17 protein-coding genes and 1 tRNA gene are annotated in these 17,843 nt (G+C 47.8%); 7 read left to right on the plus strand and 11 right to left on the minus strand.

The genetic code is table 11. The features are described from left to right. Positions 1-100 precede the first annotated feature (100 nt). Positions 101-188: transfer RNA gene (locus tag ACVA53_RS19145), tRNA-Ser, on the minus strand. Between the two features lie 273 nt (positions 189-461). On the opposite strand from ACVA53_RS19145, the gene mscM reads away from it, so the two are divergent. Then, positions 462-3,758, plus strand: coding sequence for a miniconductance mechanosensitive channel MscM (gene mscM, locus ACVA53_RS19150; RefSeq protein WP_446505965.1), 3,297 nt, complete (start codon positions 462-464; stop codon positions 3,756-3,758). 44 nt (positions 3,759-3,802) lie between these two features. On the opposite strand, the gene ACVA53_RS19155 is transcribed toward mscM, so the two are convergent. From ACVA53_RS19155 to ACVA53_RS19170, 4 genes are all read right to left on the minus strand, one after another. After that, entirely contained in the window at positions 3,803-4,090 is a 288-nt protein-coding gene (locus tag ACVA53_RS19155; protein ID WP_255044995.1) for a hypothetical protein, read from the minus strand. A 546-nt stretch (positions 4,091-4,636) separates the two neighbouring features. Then, complete coding sequence (locus tag ACVA53_RS19160) at positions 4,637-5,086, minus strand: L-alanine exporter AlaE (RefSeq protein WP_255044994.1); 450 nt, start codon at positions 5,084-5,086, stop codon at positions 4,637-4,639. A 669-nt stretch (positions 5,087-5,755) separates the two neighbouring features. Then, positions 5,756-6,175 (minus strand): (deoxy)nucleoside triphosphate pyrophosphohydrolase, encoded by a 420-nt coding sequence (locus tag ACVA53_RS19165; RefSeq protein WP_255044993.1) that lies wholly within the window; start codon positions 6,173-6,175, stop codon positions 5,756-5,758. Between the two features lie 4 nt (positions 6,176-6,179). Further along, complete coding sequence (locus ACVA53_RS19170) at positions 6,180-6,827, minus strand: YecA family protein (protein ID WP_446505966.1); 648 nt, start codon at positions 6,825-6,827, stop codon at positions 6,180-6,182. Between the two features lie 192 nt (positions 6,828-7,019). Here ACVA53_RS19170 and ACVA53_RS19175 point away from each other — a divergent pair, with 192 nt between their 5' ends. Both ACVA53_RS19175 and dusC read left to right on the plus strand, forming a co-directional pair. Continuing rightward, the gene (locus ACVA53_RS19175; RefSeq protein ID WP_255044991.1) at positions 7,020-7,691 is read left to right on the plus strand and encodes an NAD(P)H-binding protein; all 672 of its coding nucleotides are present in this window, start codon (positions 7,020-7,022) and stop codon (positions 7,689-7,691) included. Positions 7,692-7,817: 126 nt separating this feature from the next. Next, positions 7,818-8,768 (plus strand): tRNA dihydrouridine(16) synthase DusC, encoded by a 951-nt coding sequence (gene dusC / locus ACVA53_RS19180; protein WP_255044990.1) that lies wholly within the window; start codon positions 7,818-7,820, stop codon positions 8,766-8,768. 57 nt (positions 8,769-8,825) lie between these two features. On the opposite strand, the gene ACVA53_RS19185 is transcribed toward dusC, so the two are convergent. Both ACVA53_RS19185 and ACVA53_RS19190 read right to left on the minus strand, forming a co-directional pair. Then, positions 8,826-9,380 (minus strand): hypothetical protein, encoded by a 555-nt coding sequence (locus tag ACVA53_RS19185; protein ID WP_255044989.1) that lies wholly within the window; start codon positions 9,378-9,380, stop codon positions 8,826-8,828. A 207-nt stretch (positions 9,381-9,587) separates the two neighbouring features. After that, positions 9,588-10,022 carry a YcgN family cysteine cluster protein gene (locus tag ACVA53_RS19190; RefSeq protein WP_446505967.1) on the minus strand — a complete coding sequence of 145 codons (435 nt, stop codon included), beginning with the start codon at positions 10,020-10,022 and terminating at the stop codon, positions 9,588-9,590. A 232-nt stretch (positions 10,023-10,254) separates the two neighbouring features. On the opposite strand from ACVA53_RS19190, the gene ACVA53_RS19195 reads away from it, so the two are divergent. Then, a complete protein-coding gene (locus ACVA53_RS19195; RefSeq protein ID WP_446505984.1) occupies positions 10,255-10,503 on the plus strand; it encodes a YkgJ family cysteine cluster protein in 249 nt (82 codons plus the stop codon). On the opposite strand, the gene ACVA53_RS19200 is transcribed toward ACVA53_RS19195, so the two are convergent. Then, positions 10,500-10,745 carry a TIGR02647 family protein gene (locus ACVA53_RS19200; protein ID WP_255043433.1) on the minus strand — a complete coding sequence of 82 codons (246 nt, stop codon included), beginning with the start codon at positions 10,743-10,745 and terminating at the stop codon, positions 10,500-10,502. The two genes, ACVA53_RS19195 and ACVA53_RS19200, sit on opposite strands and share 4 nt — an antisense overlap. Positions 10,746-10,910: 165 nt before the next feature. Continuing rightward, a complete protein-coding gene (locus ACVA53_RS19205) occupies positions 10,911-11,798 on the minus strand; it encodes a Tim44 domain-containing protein (RefSeq protein WP_255043435.1) in 888 nt (295 codons plus the stop codon). Between the two features lie 195 nt (positions 11,799-11,993). Between ACVA53_RS19205 and ACVA53_RS19210 the strand changes: the two genes are divergently transcribed. The 3 genes from ACVA53_RS19210 (at position 11,994) to ACVA53_RS19220 (ending at position 15,280) form a co-directional block, all read left to right on the plus strand. Then, positions 11,994-12,392 (plus strand): NINE protein, encoded by a 399-nt coding sequence (locus ACVA53_RS19210; protein ID WP_255043436.1) that lies wholly within the window; start codon positions 11,994-11,996, stop codon positions 12,390-12,392. A gap of 274 nt (positions 12,393-12,666) precedes the next feature. After that, positions 12,667-13,263 (plus strand): TetR/AcrR family transcriptional regulator, encoded by a 597-nt coding sequence (locus tag ACVA53_RS19215; RefSeq protein WP_255043437.1) that lies wholly within the window; start codon positions 12,667-12,669, stop codon positions 13,261-13,263. 148 nt (positions 13,264-13,411) lie between these two features. Beyond that, positions 13,412-15,280 (plus strand): MFS transporter, encoded by a 1,869-nt coding sequence (locus ACVA53_RS19220; RefSeq protein ID WP_446505968.1) that lies wholly within the window; start codon positions 13,412-13,414, stop codon positions 15,278-15,280. Positions 15,281-15,409: 129 nt separating this feature from the next. On the opposite strand, the gene menE is transcribed toward ACVA53_RS19220, so the two are convergent. Beyond that, positions 15,410-16,828 (minus strand): o-succinylbenzoate--CoA ligase, encoded by a 1,419-nt coding sequence (gene menE / locus ACVA53_RS19225; protein ID WP_446505969.1) that lies wholly within the window; start codon positions 16,826-16,828, stop codon positions 15,410-15,412. A gap of 32 nt (positions 16,829-16,860) precedes the next feature. Continuing rightward, on the minus strand, positions 16,861-17,835 hold the full coding sequence (gene menC / locus ACVA53_RS19230) for an o-succinylbenzoate synthase (RefSeq protein WP_446505985.1): 975 nt from the start codon (positions 17,833-17,835) through the stop codon (positions 16,861-16,863). Positions 17,836-17,843: the final 8 nt, after the last annotated feature.

The following is a 17,843-nucleotide window of genomic DNA, read 5'->3' on the forward strand; positions in this document are numbered from 1 at the left end:
GATTTGAACCCTAGATACGCTACAAACGTATGCCGGTTTTCAAGACCGGTGCTTTCAACCACTCAGCCATCTCTCCGAATTGTATCACCTTAAAAGATGATGGCGGTGAGGGAGGGATTCGAACCCTCGATACGTTGCCGTATACACACTTTCCAGGCGTGCTCCTTCAGCCACTCGGACACCTCACCACATTGTTGCTTTGACGCCTTGCGTCTCAACGGCGGCTAATGTAATCACTTAGCGTTTCAGGGTCAAGTGCTTTTACCGAATTCTTTTTCAAGTGGCGAGGAATGGATCAAATTGTACCAATGTCCAGCAAAACGCTAATCCAAATATCTATGGCATGTGCTATATACGCAAGATACACTACAATTTAACACGTATTATCAATCTATTATCTATCAAGTCTATTTTACTTAACTATCTCACTCAAGCTTGAGTCTCTGTCTTTTTGGAGTGTTATGATCTTCCGGCTATTTTCTGCTCTCGTCTTCCTCACGCTTAGCCTTGCAGCCCCCCTCAGCCATGCGCTAGAGGGGCATTACGACGTTTGGAACCAAACGCTGGATGAGCAAATCAAACAACTCAGTGCTCAAGACAACACACCAGAAATAGTCAAAGAGCTTGATACCCTACAAAATGCTAAAGGGATGATTGAGAACGCGGTCGATTTTGATGAAAAAACCCAAAGCTACCGCCAACTGATCGAAGAATTTCCGGCACTGAGTGACAAACTAAAACAGCAAGTCGATAACTTTGCCACCACCAAATTTCCAGACTTCAGGGAACTGTCGCAAAAAGAGTTGGCAGATGCCATTAAACAGCAAGACGCTAAAATAAAGCAGCTAGAGCAAAACCGTAACAGCAGCAAAAACGAGTTAGGGTCGATTGAAAATGGGATTGATGAGTTTTCTAGCCGCTCTACCCAACTGCGTGACTTGATCAAGCAAGAAGAACAAGCGCTAAGGCAAATTGAAAACCAGCCAAATACCACAAACCAGCAACTGGTCCATCAAATATCCCATCAATATTATGTCAGTGAACTGTACATGCTGGAAGCGGAGCAACTCAGTGCCGGTAACCGCCGCACTCTAGTCAAGCAACACATCCAGCTACAAAATCTAGAAATCGATGCACGGCTGGCTTACCGAAATACGTTACAACGTGAGTTATCCCGCCAGCAACGCCTTGATACCGATATAACCTCGGAGGAGAACGGCCAGTTTAATTTGGACCTTGATAACCAGCCTGATAGCCTTCGCCAGTTGACCATCAGCAACAAACGTTACATTGAGGCGTTAAAGGGCATCTCATCACTCAGCGAGCAGGTCCAACAAGGTCTCACCACCAGCCGCCAACAAATCCGCGACGTCGAAAGCACTGCCGACGATCTGGAAACCATGGCGGAATGGCTCAAACTCAGCCCCGCATTCAGTGAAAACTTACGTACCCGTATCAGCCGCTTACCGGCCAACCCGCCCATTGAGCAGCTGGACAAAGATATCGCCCAAAACCAAATAAAAAAATACGAATACCAGCAACTGGCCGATTCTCTAAAAGAAAGCAACTCTTCCCCAAGTACTGGCAACTTGAATGAAGAGCAACTCTTGCAAGAACACGCGCTCATTGAAGCCAATCAGATATTGCTCGAAAAGCTGATTGACCAAACCGATACCCTGATCTATCAACAAGCAACACTGAAAGTCTCCTACGAGCAGCTAAACAGTAATATCAACGATTTGCATGCCTCGGCAAACAAGCAGTTGTTCTGGGCGCCTGATACCAACCCGGTCAACATAAACTTTGTTATTGTCACCTGGGAAAAGCTCAAGTGGTTCTTTTCTCCTTATCAGTGGGTTGGCTTTATCAAGTTTCCAGTAGTTGTCGACAAAGTAAAACTGTCATTCGCACTGACCATTATTGCCGCCATCATCCTAGGCTTGAGCTGGTGCCGCAAATCCTGGAAGCGCTACCTTACCTATACCAGTAAGAAAATCGGCAAGGTCACACAAGATAGTTTTCGCTACAGCTATAACAATGTCTTCTTCTCGTTTTTGCTGGCATGGCCGGTCCCGATCATTGTTGGTTTAGTGGGACAGATTTTCTCCAGTGGCTGGCAATACCCGTTTGTCTACCACCTCGGCCAGGCCCTGACACTACCGATGGCTCTTGTCATGTTCTGCTTCATACGTGAATTAGTACGCCCTAATGGTTTGCTGGTCAGCCACTTCGAATGGGAGCACGACCTTATTGGTCGCTGCTTTACCCATTACAAGCAACTGCTATGGGTCTATCTGCCGATGATGGTGATCCAGCAATTTGCCCACCTCTACAGCGATATTGATGTGAATGCCACCTTGGGTCGGTTGGCATTTATCATCAGCAATATCTCGATCAGTTATTTCTTGTGGCGGATGTGCAAGGAAAAGCTGCCGATGACCTACGGCAACCTGCCGGAAGGTAAAGCCCATATTGGCCACCACCTGTTTTGGTGGACACTGATCTTGGTCCCACAAGGACTGAATTACACGGCGCTTAAAGGCTATCTTTCCTCATCGCAAGATGTAATGCACAAACTGGAGTTCTCGGCGGTCATTGGGGTGATCACCATCTTGATTTACTACCTCGTCAAGCGGCTGATGCTGATCCAAAAACGACGACTGGCTTTTGAGCGCGCCAAAGCCAAACGTCAGGAAATCATCGCTCAGCGGATCGCAGAGGTGGAAGAGGATAAAGAAGAGCATTTCGGTAGTAACGAAATGCAAATTGAAATCGAAGAGCCGGAAGTCGATTTAGATAAAATCAGTGCCCAGTCACTTCGCTTGTTACGCTCGCTGTTGCTACTGATTTATTTAGCCTGCCTCTCTACAGTATGGGCCGACTTCTATCAGGCAATATCCTACCTTGGTGAGGTGACACTATGGGACGTGACCAACAAGATTGATGGTATCAATGAGATCAGCGCCATTTCGGTCAGTAGCGTATTGCTGGGGCTTATTGCTGTTTGGCTGACGGCTATCGTTGCCCGCGACCTGCCCGGTGCAATGGAGTTATTGATCCTCCAGCACCTGGAACTATCTCCGGGGACGGGCTATGCCATTACCTCTTTAACACGTTATATCGCGATCATCATGGGGATCCTGATTAGTTCGGGGTTGGTGGGATTTGACTGGTCCAAAATGCAATGGCTTGTCGCTGCACTCGGTGTCGGCTTGGGCTTTGGCCTTCAGGAAATCTTCGCCAACTTTATTTCTGGCCTAATTATCTTATTCGAACGGCCGATTCGGATCGGGGATACCATCACAATCCGCAACCTGACTGGGATCATTGCCAAGATCAATACCCGCGCCACAACGATTGTCGACTTTGACCGTAAAGAAGTGATCGTGCCAAACAAGGCATTTGTTACTGAGCAGTTCGTCAACTGGTCACTGTCAGATCCAATCACCCGAGTCACCCTGTCAATCAGTGTGAATTACTCAGCCAATACCGATCTGGTCACCAAGCTATTGTTCGAAGCCACAGAAGAGTGCGATCTCGTATTAGACAATCCTGCTCCTGAAGTCTTTTTCCTGACCCTAACCGCTGATAGCCAGAACTTCGAGGTCAGAGCCTATGCAGCAGAAACGTCGCACCGCCTGAGTTTGACGCATGACTTACACAACCGAATCAAAGAGAAGTTCAACCTGCATGGTATCCAAATAGCCAACCCGCAGCTTGAAATACAGATGAAGCGTCGCCGTACGACGACATCGTAGGTTTGATTGCACCAATATCAAAAAAGCCCCTTTCGGGGCTTTTTTTAATTCTTGCTTCGCCCTGCAGCGCGTTCATTTTGCATTTGAATATAACTACCCAAATGCATCGAGGCGGGCTTGCCTCGCAGAATATAGGGTAACTCAGAAGGAGCTACGGCCGCTTTGCTTGCCGGACGCATCCGCACGTAGAGAACACGAATCATGTTACTCGCAACGCCTTGGCAACAGCGGTCTACCCAAGAAAAGAAGCGACCGAAAAGGCCAATTTTCAACCATAAGACAAACTGACTAACGCCTAACATTGCTGCTAGCGACCAATGTACCTCAATCATTTTACTTCCCCACTTTTTATTGTTTTGCTTGCAGAACTGACTGAGGTAACTATGCCAATAAATTAATGAATAATATGCCTATGGCTGTAACTGAATTTATCCTGAACTGATCACTTCCGCTCACGCCCAATCATTTATGAAATCAAAGATCTCACACATGGAAAGAAAACAAACCATTAACACAAAACAGCACAACATGGATAAATAATTGATTTAACTCGGAATAAAAAATCCACCCCCCAAAATCAAGGCAACAAGTGCATAACAACTCGATATAACGACAACCATTTCATTGATGTAAATCAACTTTAAATCCTTTAATAATCATCACAAACAGAGATATGTTTTTACAAACAGAGATATGTTTTTACAAACAGAGATATGTTTTTACAAACAGAAATAGCTTGCTCAATGCTTAACCGAGCGCTTTTATGCGTACTTAGATGGTGAGCAAGGGGGTATTTACAGACATTGTAGACATAAATGCAAAAAACCCCTGAAGGCATAAACCTTCAGGGGCAAATATAAATTGCTGTTTTTTGTCTTTTACGCTTGCTGGTAGTAGCCCGGAACTCGGAACATACGGCGACACATTTCGAGGAATTGACCATAAACCACGCCTAGTGCACCGGATACAAAAGCATTACTTGTAACCGCTGTTATGATCTGATCGATGTCGGCTCCAACGACCAACAAGATACATGCATAAACCGGCGACTGGAACATCACATAGGCCAACATGTCTGATAGCCCTTTCATCCAACCAGCGGATGACAGTTTCATTCCTTGTCTGATCATCATGTCGCGGAAAACACCGTATGGCCAAGCTATCGCAATATTTACCGGAATAGACAGAGTTCTTGATGCAAGTGACTGTTCGAATGTCATTCCAGAAATGAACACTTCTATCATCATGCCTGTAATAAAACTAAAAATTACCATCGCAAAAGTATCGGCGGCAGCACTTCTTACGTTAAATTGCCCTTTAACAGACATAACAAAACCTCAAAAACAGTAAATATAACCAGACATTCAAATCTGAGCAGCTAGATGAACTAGATAATTAACTTCCAGCCAGTTGATGTGCGTATTAGAACAGTAAATTTAAAGAATTACACACCAAAGATCGTTATTGTTTGTAAGTTTACAACTGATTTTGGCTCAATATTTGGCACGATACGCTACACTGGCACCACTGACGTGCCACAACTTGTATCAGCAGCATCTCTGGCACTCAAAAATCAACATTTACTGGGTAATTTAAGTACTTTAAGAAGCTTTTTGATCATTGTTTTGAAGGTTACAGTAAAGATACCAATGAAGACTGGTTAGAAAGCAAAGTAACAATCACGCTATATAGGATAGCAAGGTTAAGATTTAAACATCTGATTAATATAGAGTATATAGATAAAAACAAACCATGCTTCCAAGGGATAGCTCACTTCAGTCAATTCCCCTAATTTAAGCTACATATATCAGGTAATAAAAACATAAAAGGTAATCATTTATTCACCCTATGAGCAAAGAACAAACTCAAACTGCAATAAAAGGCAGTTAACTCTTTAGGGTAGGTGAGAATATTTAGTCGATTTTCGCCATGGATGATTCAATAAAAAGCCCCAGTAAAAGCTAGGGCTTGGGGTGTGGGCCGTGATATGCAAGCTGTCACTCTAGTGGCAGTGATAGAAGTACCTCAACGATGGGGTAATCTGCCGGACAGAGCGTAAAGTCATTAATTTCATCACGCTCAACCCATGCCACATCCTGATGACTATGGAGTACCAGCTCACCGGATACCCAATGGGTCAAATAGCCTTTCAGGTGAACGACTTTATCACCGTAGTCAAACACACTGTCGGCAAGAAACTCTCCAGTCATCGTTTCAATTGCCAACTCTTCGTGTAATTCACGCTCCAGTGCTTGTGTCTCACTTTCTCCGGCTTCCACTTTACCACCAGGAAATTCCCACAACCCACCTTGGCTGGCGTGATCATGACGCTGAGTAAGCAGGTACTTCCCCTGCTTCTCTATCACGCCAGCCACCACCAAAATGACGGATTTATCAATCTTTGACTCAGGTGCCATTATGTTATTTACCACAGCACTGTTTGAATTTCTTGCCACTACCACACAGACAAGGGTCGTTTCGGCCGATCTCTTTATAAGGATTCACTGCTTTAGCGGCATTCCCCTGTTGTAGATCATCCGCCGCCATAACGACTTCAGTTAACATCAACGGCAACTGAACATACAGCTCTGCAGGAGCTGGCATCCCAGTGACACCGGCCTCTTGCATCTGGGCTTGCGTGTTTTGCTCGTCCATCATCAGCATCACTGTGGTGATCAACGCCGATAGCATTCGCATTGTGCCGTCGGTTAGTGGCTGCTCAGCCCAGTTTGGCTCAATATGCGGCCACACGGACAAGAAACCTTCGGCAAATTGCTGCATGGCTTCAGTCAGTTCACCCACCTCTTCGAAGTTCAACTCTGATGGCAATACGTACTCACCAGCCTTGATATGGCGATACTGCAGTTCAAAATGGTTCAACACCGCCATTTTGTCGTCTTGGCCCAGCGCAACCGGCTCATCTTCGTCAACACCACCTGTAAGCAGTACTGGTAGCCAAGTTTCTGGCGCTAGCGGTTTTGGGTTAGCATTGGCTGCCAGCAAGGCACCTTCTATAAAGGTTGCCGGCATTCCTTCCCAAGCTTCAGGTAATGTCATTAGTTCTGTCATGATCGGTTCTCGTTGTCTGTTTCGTGGGCTGATTATATACCCAAGTCACGGCAAGTTGCAGGATTCAAAGTTGACTTGTCCATATCGCTTTTTGCGCCAGAACAGGAAAATGCTGACAAAAAAACAAACCTGTTGAACTTTGCAGCAATTGGTGGCAAAAAGAAGGAGTTATCATCAGGATGGTGGAAATAAATGACAGGTAGCAGTGCAATCATCGCTGGCGGCAGTGGGTTGGTCGGTGATGAGCTTTTACATCTTCTTCTCAAGCAACCGGAAATAATGACGGTTTACGCCCTTTCCCGGCGTGAACTGCCCCTGCATGGCAGCAAGCTACGTCAGATCATCCATCCCGAATTACGTATCACCGAATGGGAAGATACCTCCCCGACTCCCACCGTGGGTTTTATCTGTCTAGGTACCACCAAAAAGCAGGCAGGGACCAAAAAAGCCCTGGAAGCGGTGGATTTCCAGCTGGTCAAAGACGTGGCAAAAACCATGAAGATGCTGGGCGTCAGGCATATCGTGGTGATATCCAGCCTACTTGCCAGCCCTTGGTCCCCCTCTCACTACCTGCGCTGCAAAGGGAAAATGGAGCAAGCACTGGTAAAAATGGGCTTTGAACATTGCATCTTTGTCCGTCCTGGCCCACTCAGGGGAGATCGCAGCAAACCAAGAAAAGACGAGCTGCTAGTTCAAGGGATCTTCGATGCCTTGCACCCGCTGGCTGTTGGCCCTCTCGCTAATCTTGACCCTATCCCAGCAGAACAAGTTGCCCAGAAAATGTTAGCGCTTGCCCAAGAAGCCCAAAGGCACGAACTACCGAAAGTATTTACCCTCTCGGGTCGGATGCTTGCCTCAAGTTGAGTCATATTCTGGAATTGGACAAGCCGGTCATTACCCACTAGAATCTCGCTCCCAACAGGCTCTGCGCTGACAAACCGGATCAGCCCTCGCCTATACTTTTGCACATTGGCACAAAAGAGAAATCACATGCGAGTAATTCTAGGCCCGATGGAAGGTGTTCTTGATCATCTGATGCGGGAAATGCTGACAGACATCAATGATTATGATCTGTGCGTCACGGAGTTTATCCGTGTGGTTGATCAGCTCTTGCCAAACAGTGTGTTCTACCGCTTGTGCCCCGAGTTACACCAAGGCGGAAAAACCGTTTCGGGTACGCCGGTTCGCGTCCAGCTTTTGGGGCAAGACCCAAACTGGCTGGCCGAAAACGCCCACCGCGCCGTTTCGCTTGGCTCTCCCGGTATTGATATCAACTTCGGCTGCCCGGCCAAGTCGGTAAATAAAAGCCGTGGCGGTGCAGTGCTGCTCCAAGACCCAGACTTGATGTACGACATTGTCAAAGCGGTACGTGCCGCCACTGATCCCCGCTTTCCTGTTACGGCCAAAGTCCGTTTGGGCTGGGATGATCCTAACCATTGCTTTGAAATTGCCGATGCCGTAGCCCAAGCTGGTGCCGATGAGATAGCAGTCCATGCCCGTACCAAAACCGATGGCTACAAGGCAGAGACCATTAAGTGGGATTACATCCACCAGCTAAAAGAAAAAATCACCACACCAATCATTGCCAATGGCGAGGTCTGGAATTACCAGGATGGCCAGCGCTGCATGGAGACCACTGGCAGTGATGCCCTGATGGTGTGCCGCGGTGCGATTAACCTGCCAAACCTTGGCAATGTGATCAAACACAATGAAGAGCACATGGAGTGGGAGGCGGTACTTCAACTTTTGCTGAAGTACTCGACCTATGAAATCAAAGGGGACAAAGGGCTGTATTACCCGAACCGTATCAAACAGTGGTTTGCCTACCTGCGCCATGAATACCCGCAGGCCAAAGAGCTGTTTGCCGATATCCGCAAGCACAACAAAGCGGCCCCTATTATTGATATTCTCCAGCGCAGCTACGCCAGTTTGGCTGCTTGATTTCAATCAGCACCCAGAGACAAAAAAGCCAGCGACATAACTATGTGCTGGCTTTTTTTACGCTCGGCGCTCACGCCGGATCTGATCCAATGCGTCTTGGACCGTATCCAACTCATCATCAGTCAGCTCACTAAACGCGGCCAAGTAAGCAAGTCGGGTCACTTCTGTTTTACGATGGCGCTCTTCCTGCTCATGCACTTTGTACGCCCGGTTGGCTTGAAAATGCTGGAAGAAACGTTCGATATCTTCTACCGCCAAGCTCGATTCCGGCTTGAGGTAGTCCGTCATAATTCTCACGAAGTCATCCGGCAGGTGGATATTGAACTTGGGATCCATCGAATAGATAAACGACAACTCCATCGCTTGCCTGTTTTCTTCCCGACAACGCCAGAATTGTGCTGTGCAACCATGGGTGATCTGGACATCACCCACCTTATGCAGAGATTGCAATGCTTTCCCCACATCAGTCGCACTCCCCACCAGCAGGCACTCGAACCCCTGCGAAATGGCGTACACCCCACACTCCCGCGGCAGTGTCTCCCGATTGACCATTGAGCACTGGTGGCTTGGCATTGGAATTCTTGGCTTGTATGCCCGCCTCAGAGCACTCATTGCACTTACCCTACATCATCATTTCGAGTAAGTATCCATATGCAGACAATTTTTTCAAGAGTTTGATGGTAAAGAAAATATATAAGAAGGTGTGTAGTTATGTGACTTAGAACGCTTTTAGTCTAGGAAGGAGGGGTTACACCGACTCATCACCTCCCCTCAGAGCATCATTCGCAATAAAAGAGGGAAGGTAAATTAGCGTTGAGGTTAGCGATTAGGATGGTTTTGTATGTGGTCCTCCCAATCGATAACATCAATCTCATACACCACGCTATCACGTACCGACTCATTCGCGGCATGCATGGCATCTTTTGAGCCAGTGAGCAATGGGTGCCATTCAGGCAGTGCTTTGCCTTCAGCCAGCAAACGGTAGGCACACGTTTCCGGTAGCCAGACAAACTCGTCGATGCGGTCGCGGGTCAGCTTAAGGCACTCTTCACCGGATTCAAAGCGGTTTGAGTAGTCTTTACAAGAACAGGTCTTGTTGTCCAGCAAGCTACAGGCAACATTGGTGTAGTAGATTTCATCGGTATCATCATCGATCAGTTTGTGCAGGCAGCATTTACCGCAGCCGTCACAGAGCGCTTCCCACTCCTGGTCGGTCATTTCCTTTAAATCTTTCTCTTGCCAATAGTGCGTCATCACTCTGCCTTCTGTTGCTCTCACCTTGCGACGGGCCAAGGCCTATCATTGAGGCGGTTTTATAGCTTTCACACCCACAAAGTGCAAGTACTTCCGCCCCTTTAGCACCAATATCATCGTGTAATAAGAATCACTCCTATCCATAGCCGATAAAGCTACATTTTTTTGATCCCTAGCGGAGAGAGTGGTAACGTTCGCAACCGTTTTAATTAGTGTAGATGAGTGGTTAGTGATGGAATGTCGATTAGGCTGTGGAGCGTGCTGTATTGCACCAAGTATTTCTTCGCCGATCCCCGGTATGCCAAAAGGTAAACCCGCGGGCGTTCGCTGCATTCAACTCAATGATAACAACCTGTGTAAGATTTTCGGTAAGCCAGAGCGTCCTGCCGTCTGTCATCAATTTAAAGCCTGCCCGTCACTGTGTGGAAGCAGTAACAAGCAGGCATTGGATAATATTACCGAATTGGAAACTCTGACCTAAACCGCAACCTTGCCGGTTAAGATACGCAAAACAGACTTGGCGTGCTCAACGGCCTGGTGACCAGAATGCGTAAGGTAACCGCCATCTTCCTGTGTAACCAACCCTTTCGCATACAACCGCTGTGCAGCTTGCACCAGCTCAGGCATGGCATCACTGCGTACTTTTATCCCCTCCAAATCACTGTGCATTGGGAATTTAACTAGCAAATTCATCTCATGAACTAAATCGGCATTGTACGGCATGCTTCTCTCTCTTACTGAATTAACCTAACAATAATACTAGCGGCTTGGCAGAATATTTGTAGGTGTTGAGATCAATTCAGTGACATCGCGAAAGCGAGCAAGATCATATTTTTGCTATAAAAAAACCGCCCGGAGGGGCGGCTTATTCAATTTTGCATTTAACCGTTATGCTTGGATACCTACAATCAACCAAGGTGCATTTGGTGCACGCAAATCACGCTCAAGGTGCCAGATATCAGTAATATCCTCTTCAACACCGTCCTGTCGGTCTTTGTAACGGCCAGAGAACTTAATGCTCAACTGCGCGATATTCGCATCGTAGTCAGCACGCACCAACTCGGCATCAACGTACATCACTTCGGTATGCTGTTCGCCGTCAAGCTTGGCACGTTCGGCAATCAAGTCATCAAGCAATGCTGGGCTGACATACTCACGGATTGTGTCTAGCTCATTATGGTTCCACGCACCCTGGAGAACACGGTAGTGCTCGCGAGAACCGTTTAGGAATGCATTCATATTAAAGCCCGGAGGCAGATTGAATGGTACATCGCTATCGGTTGATACGTACTCATCCTGTGCCATGCCACCTTGACCACCCTGATTCGCCTGCTGGCGGAACTGGTTCGGTTGCTGCGGCTGACGCGGGGAGTTACCAGAATACGCTTCGCGGTGACCCATTGGGGTCGATTTCGCGCTGCGCATAGTTTTGAATAATTTGAGGATAACATAGGCAATCAAGCCCATAATCAAAATATCCATAAACTGGATACCTTCAAACGCACCGCCAAAGAAGGCTGCAAGCAATCCACCCGCTAATAGTCCGCCCATCAGGCCGCCCATCAGTCCTTTCCTGCTTGAGTTTGCTGCTTGATTAGCACCAGGTTGCTGCTGCTGTCTCAAGTTGTCCGTTTGTTGCGGTTGCTGCTTTTTCACTGGCGCAGTTTTAAAGCTTTTGCCAAATGATTTACCGCCACCAAATCTCTTTGCCTCAACCTCTGGCGCGATAAACGCGACCGTTAAGATCAGGGCAAATATTGTGAAGATGCGTTTCATTTGAATGAATTACCTTTGCCTTATATTGAACGTTGCATCGTAAACCGCTTCAACTGAATGTCAACCAAACCACATAAGCAAATTGTTACTAATATTTAGTATCCATGAAATTCTGTCTTGTCATGCTAGACTGGGCTAAGGTTTAACCTTAATAACTTCAAAGTGTTAATAATTTTTATATAGACGGGATCATATATGCAAGATACTCACAGCAAACTGATCGGATATCTATTGTGGATTTTCGGTTTTACCGGTGCCCACCGCTTTTACTACGGCAAGCCGGTTACCGGCACTATCTGGTTTTTCACGCTGGGGCTGTTAGGCATCGGGTGGCTAATTGACCTGTTCCTGATCCCTTCCATGGACAGAGAAGCAGACCTGCGCTTCCAGGGCGGAGAGATCGACTATACCGTCGCCTGGCTACTGCTGACGTTCCTTGGTGTGTTTGGCCTACACCGAATGTACATGGGGAAATGGCTCACCGGTATTTTGTACCTATGCACCTTCGGCTTTTTCCTCATCGGTATCTTGGTCGATTTCTGGACCCTCAACGATCAAGTCTCGATGCAAAACCAAGAGCGGCGCCGGGCTTAACTGCGCTGCCAAAGTCGTGAATAATGATGCTAGCATTCAGAAAAGTGCTGGCATTTGCCATGACTAGGCTCACAACTCACCAAGTAATTGTTAGAAATAGTTGTCGAGAAAGATAAGGTACTTGACCTATTATTGTGGTTAACACTAGAATATCGAACAATGTTCTAATTATTTTTTGCCTTTCTGCAAAAAAACTTATTTTGCATCATACCCACTTGAGTGGGGCATATTACAATTAAGCAAAATAAGACTTATTCGATTAAGAGTAACTTCGATGGCAAGACGAAACGACCATACTCGCGAAGAGTTGGTAAGTATGACACTGGAGCAAGTCAAAAACTTTCTCGCCCAGCACCCCCACCATGAACTTAGCCTGCGCAAAGTCGCAGCTATGATTGGTTATGTGCCAAGTACTTTGGTTAACGTGTTCGGCAACTACAACCTGCTACTGCTACACGCTGTTGCTCAGACTCTTGATGAGCTGTTCGCAGAAGCAGAAGCAGAAATGAAAGAAGCCTCATCAGCGGAAGATGCCCTAAAGCGCCTTGCCTTTTGTTACCTTAACTTTGCCTCGCGAAACCCATACCGCTGGCAGTTGATTTTCCAACACACCATGAACGGTGAAGAACTGCCTGAGTGGCAGTCGGAACGTATCAACAACATGACAGGTATGTTGGAAACCCTTATTCAACAAATCAACCCTCAGCTCAGCAGCGATGAAACCCTTGAGGCAAGCCGTGTGATCTGGTCTGGTGTACATGGGATCACCTTGCTGTCAGTTGACGACAAGCTGTTCACCTCAGTCCCTGTCGATGGCAAAGCATTAATTAATAACCTACTAAGCACTTACCTTAATGCTTGGAAAGGCTAATTAACAACGCTTAATTATGCTATTACTGGCCTTCTTTAAGGCCAGATATCTATACTCCCATGTCAACAAGTGATAACGTCATTTTTCAACCCGCAATACCTGCGGTGATTACTTTCGATGCTCAATTCGAACTCAGGCTAAAGCATTCATGTCAGATCAGTCTAGACTTCTAACCCAGCGGCGCTTCTTGCCCTACTTCCTTACACAGGCCTTTGGGGCCTTCAACGACAATATCTACAAAAATGTTTTGCTTATTCTGTTCGCCTTTGCGGCACCTGGCGCCTTGCCGGTAGATAGCGATCTGATCATCAACTTGGCTGCGGGCTTATTTATTTTGCCATTTTTCCTATTCTCCGCGACCGCAGGTGTGATCACCGATAAGTACGACAAGGCCACCATCATGCGGGTGGTGAAAATGGCAGAGATTGTCATAATGTCACTGGCAGCCTTTGCCTTTATCAGCGAAAACTACCTGATGTTGCTGATCCTGCTGTTCCTGATGGGTACCCAATCAGCATTTTTTGGCCCCGCCAAGTATGCTCTGCTTCCCGAGCAGCTGAAAAAAGAAGAGCTGGTCTCAGGTAACGCCTTGGTCGAAACCGGCACCTTCCTGGCTATCCTTATTGGTACTTTGCTCGCCGGCGTCATTGCCAATCAAGAGCAGGCAATCTATATCGCCGCAATCAGTGTGGTTAGCTTTGCGGTTATTGGCTATTTGTGTTCACAAGGGATCCCCGCGACTAAACCGAGAAACCCGGATCTGAAATTCAAATGGCAACCGGTACGGCAGACCCGTAAAACCTTGGCTATTGCCCGCAAAGATAAAACCGTTTTCCAATGCATTTTGGGGATCAGCTGGTTCTGGTTCCTCGGGGCCAGCTACCTGACACAATTTCCGAACTTTGCCAAACTACACTTAGGCGGTAATGCTGCCTCGGTTTCTTTTCTACTAACACTGTTTTCAATAGGCATCGCTATCGGATCGCTACTGTGTGACCGCATGTCGGGCCATCGCATCGAACCGGGTATCGTTCCACTGGGCAGCATGGGGATAACCCTCTTTGGTGCCGGTCTGATGTTCAGTACACCAAGTTCACTGCCAGAAACCCAATCCATTGTCGCGTTTGTGACAGATCCCCAATTGCTCAGTGTCTTTGTTTGCCTAACCATGCTTGGAGTGTCAGGCGGGATATTTATTGTGCCGCTGTATGCCATGATGCAACACCGAGCCAAGGAAACCGAGCGTGCCCAGGTGATTGCGGCCAACAATATTTGGAATGCGATTTTCATGGTTATCAGTGCAATCAGTGGGATTGTGGTGCTGGCGGTTCTGGAGTTCACCATACCTCAGTTCTTCCTGATCCTCTCGGTGCTGAACCTTGTCGTAGTGATCTACCTATACGCTCAGGCACCTGATTTTTTCTGGCGCTTTATGGTTTGGCTCGTCAGTCACACCATGTACCGGGTGACCCATAAAAACCTCACCAACATTCCAGAGAAAGGCGGCGCGCTGATTGTTTGTAACCATGTAAGTTATATGGATGCCCTACTGCTAGCCGGCGCTTGTCCGCGCCCTATTCGCTTTTTGATGGATAGGGACATCTATAACTTACCGATGATCCGTAGCTTTTGCCGTGCCTGTAAAGTGGTACCTATTGATGCAACGGATAGAAGATCGATCATGAAAGCCTTCGTTGATGTCAGTAAACAGCTTGAACGTGGTGATGTGGTCTGTGTCTTTCCCGAGGGCCAATTAACCTATGATGGCGAAATGGGGCCTTTCATGCGGGGGATTGATCTTATTATCAAGCGCTCTCCCGTTCCGGTAATACCCGTGGCTATCCAGGGTTTGTGGGGAAGTATTTTCAGCCGAGAAGGCGGCCGGGCTTTGTTGAAGGTACCGAAGCGCTTCTGGTCAAAAGTGACGATTGTGGCCGGTGAGCCTATTTCACCTGAAGAGACTAACAGTGTCCACCTTAGGGAAGAAGTACTGACTCTGCGTGGGGATAACAGGTAAACCCCTAGAATCTAGAACCTAGAAATAAGCGAACAGAATAAGGCCCGAAGTGTTTACTGCGGGCCTTTTTAATTTGAAGGGCTTATAGCAATCTATAAATATTTGTTCAACTGCTTATCCAGATTGGTATTAGATTTGTTCAGCGAGCCATTGTGCCAATTGCTTGCGAGATATTTTAATACCGCCGGCACTAAGGTGCGTAGGTAAAGGCAGGTACTTCACCGGGCGACGAAAGCCAGTCACTTGCTGTTTCATATAATCAACAAGCTCCGTCGTTAGTGATGCTTCAAGCTCACAAGAGGTTGCAACTATCGCGACTGGACGCTGGCCATATACCACATCGTCCGTTGGCAATATAAAGGCTTGTTGTACCGCAGGGTGTGCCAATAGCACTTTCTCAACCTCTTCTGGCTGGATATTCTCACCGCCGGAAATGAACATATTGTCCTTGCGGCCACGGATGAACAGCTCTTCATCTTGCCAATCGGCTAGATCTTTAGTGGCAAACCATTCTTGATCAGAAAAAGGAAAGATAGTGCGGTTGCGGTAATACCCCATTCCCAAGGTCTGCCCTTTGACCAGCACTTCGCCATCTTTAAGCGTTAGCTCACGGTTTGGCAATACTGCGCCGACACCCGCACTGCCATCGGCAGGCTTAACCGTGACCGTCGAGGCCATTTCAGTCATACCATAACCGCACCAGCACTCAATACCGGCTTGTTTCGCACACTCTGTAAGGCTAACCGGGATCGCTGCCCCGCCCAGCAATACTCGCTTCAATGAAAGAGATGCACCACGGTTATTCTCCAGCAGCCGCTGGAGCTGGGTAGGTACCAATGATGCGTGGGTAACTTTCCCCAGTGCCACGTCCAAACCCTGCGAGGAGGCAACAACGAGTTTCGCGCCGCGATACAGCCAGCGCCAAACAATCGCCATACCGGATATATGAAATAACGGCAGTGACAACAGCCAACTATCCTCAGCATCAAACGACATCCATTGCAGCAAACCTGCTGCGCTAGCCAAATGACTTTGCGCATTATGCACTACGGCTTTTGGGTTACCTGTCGATCCTGAGGTCATGGTCATGGTCGCGGCACGAGAAGCTTGCCAAGTAACCGGCACCATACGCGGCGTTTGCGGTGGCAGCAGTTGTAAACGCGGTGGTAGCGCTTGTTTACTGTCCGGTTCATAGCCTTGAACACTGTCCAACGCAATACCGGATTTAGCCGGATACCAAACAAAGTCACACTCAAGTTGTGCCAATTGGTTAGATAGCTCCTGCTGACTCAAGCGTGGGTTTAACCCAACATAGCGCGCCCCGGCTCGCAATATGGCCAACAATAACCAGATCACCGATACCGAGTTAGGTGCCATAACGGCCACCAGCTGATCTCGTTTCAGGCCCTGCTCTACCAAGCCTTGGGCATATTCATCAGTTCGTTCAGCCAATTCAGCCCAGCTGAATTGCTGCTCGCCAAATGAGAGAGCGACCGCTGAAGGTCGCTCTTTTGCCCAATGTTGCCATGGCCATGTGGAAAACGTCACGTCCGCGATGGCCTCCACATGAACAGTTTGCCTTACTTCGACCATGCCACATCCAGCTCAGCCAAGGTTTTCAGCGGCAACTTACACTGCGGCCACGGTGTTTCCAGCTGGCTGAGGAACAACTGCATGGTATCAAGACCAGGGATCACATCCGGCGTCTGCCATTCAGCAAAACGGGCTAGCTGGTTCAAGCCAAGGCTGGTTTCCATGCTTGAGCTGATCACAGCAGTCAAACCTTGTTCGTTCGCCTGTTTAACCAGTTCGATACAACGCTGTACACTACCGACCAATGTCGGCTTAATCACAATCGCCACCACACCCGGCTCAGCTCTTACCTCGAAGCCTTCATCACGCACAGTTTCATCCCAGGCAATATTAATCCCGGTTTCCTGAGCAAAGGCCAAGCTGTCGGCTGGCGACTGGCAAGGCTCTTCAAGAAAAGCGATACCGCCACGGTTTTCCGGTTTCACGTACTTGGCAAACTGCTGGGCTTTCAGTGGTGTCCACTGGCGGTTGGCATCCAAACGCAGGCGGATCCCTGGAATAGAGTCGATAAACATATTCGCGACCATGCCATCACGCACGGCTTCGTACATGCCGACTTTTATTTTGGCCACTTTCTCGCCCGGCATGTCATTCAATGCAATAACCAGATCATCGGGATCACCCGAACAAAGCGGAGCAACTGTATAGTTACCGGCTTGTGGCAAACCGCCTTGAAGTTCAAGCTCTGCCATACTCAGACCAAACGCAACAGATGGAAGCGCTTTTTCTAAATCGATAGCCTGACCTGCTACCCACTGCTCCAGCAATGCTTCCGCCTGCTCACCAGCTTGCTCTGCACTCTCTTGGCTAAACTCAGGCAATGGCGCAATTTCACCGTAGCCTTTTTGATCGCCGTCTTGCAGTTCGACAACCCAACCCTCACGGTTAACTAACCGCTGGGTACGCAGGATCACACCGGAGTCCATAGGAAGCTGGTATTGGTATAGTTTCGCGCTACGCATCATAAAAC

It is taken from the genome of Photobacterium sp. DNB23_23_1, assembly GCF_052873815.1.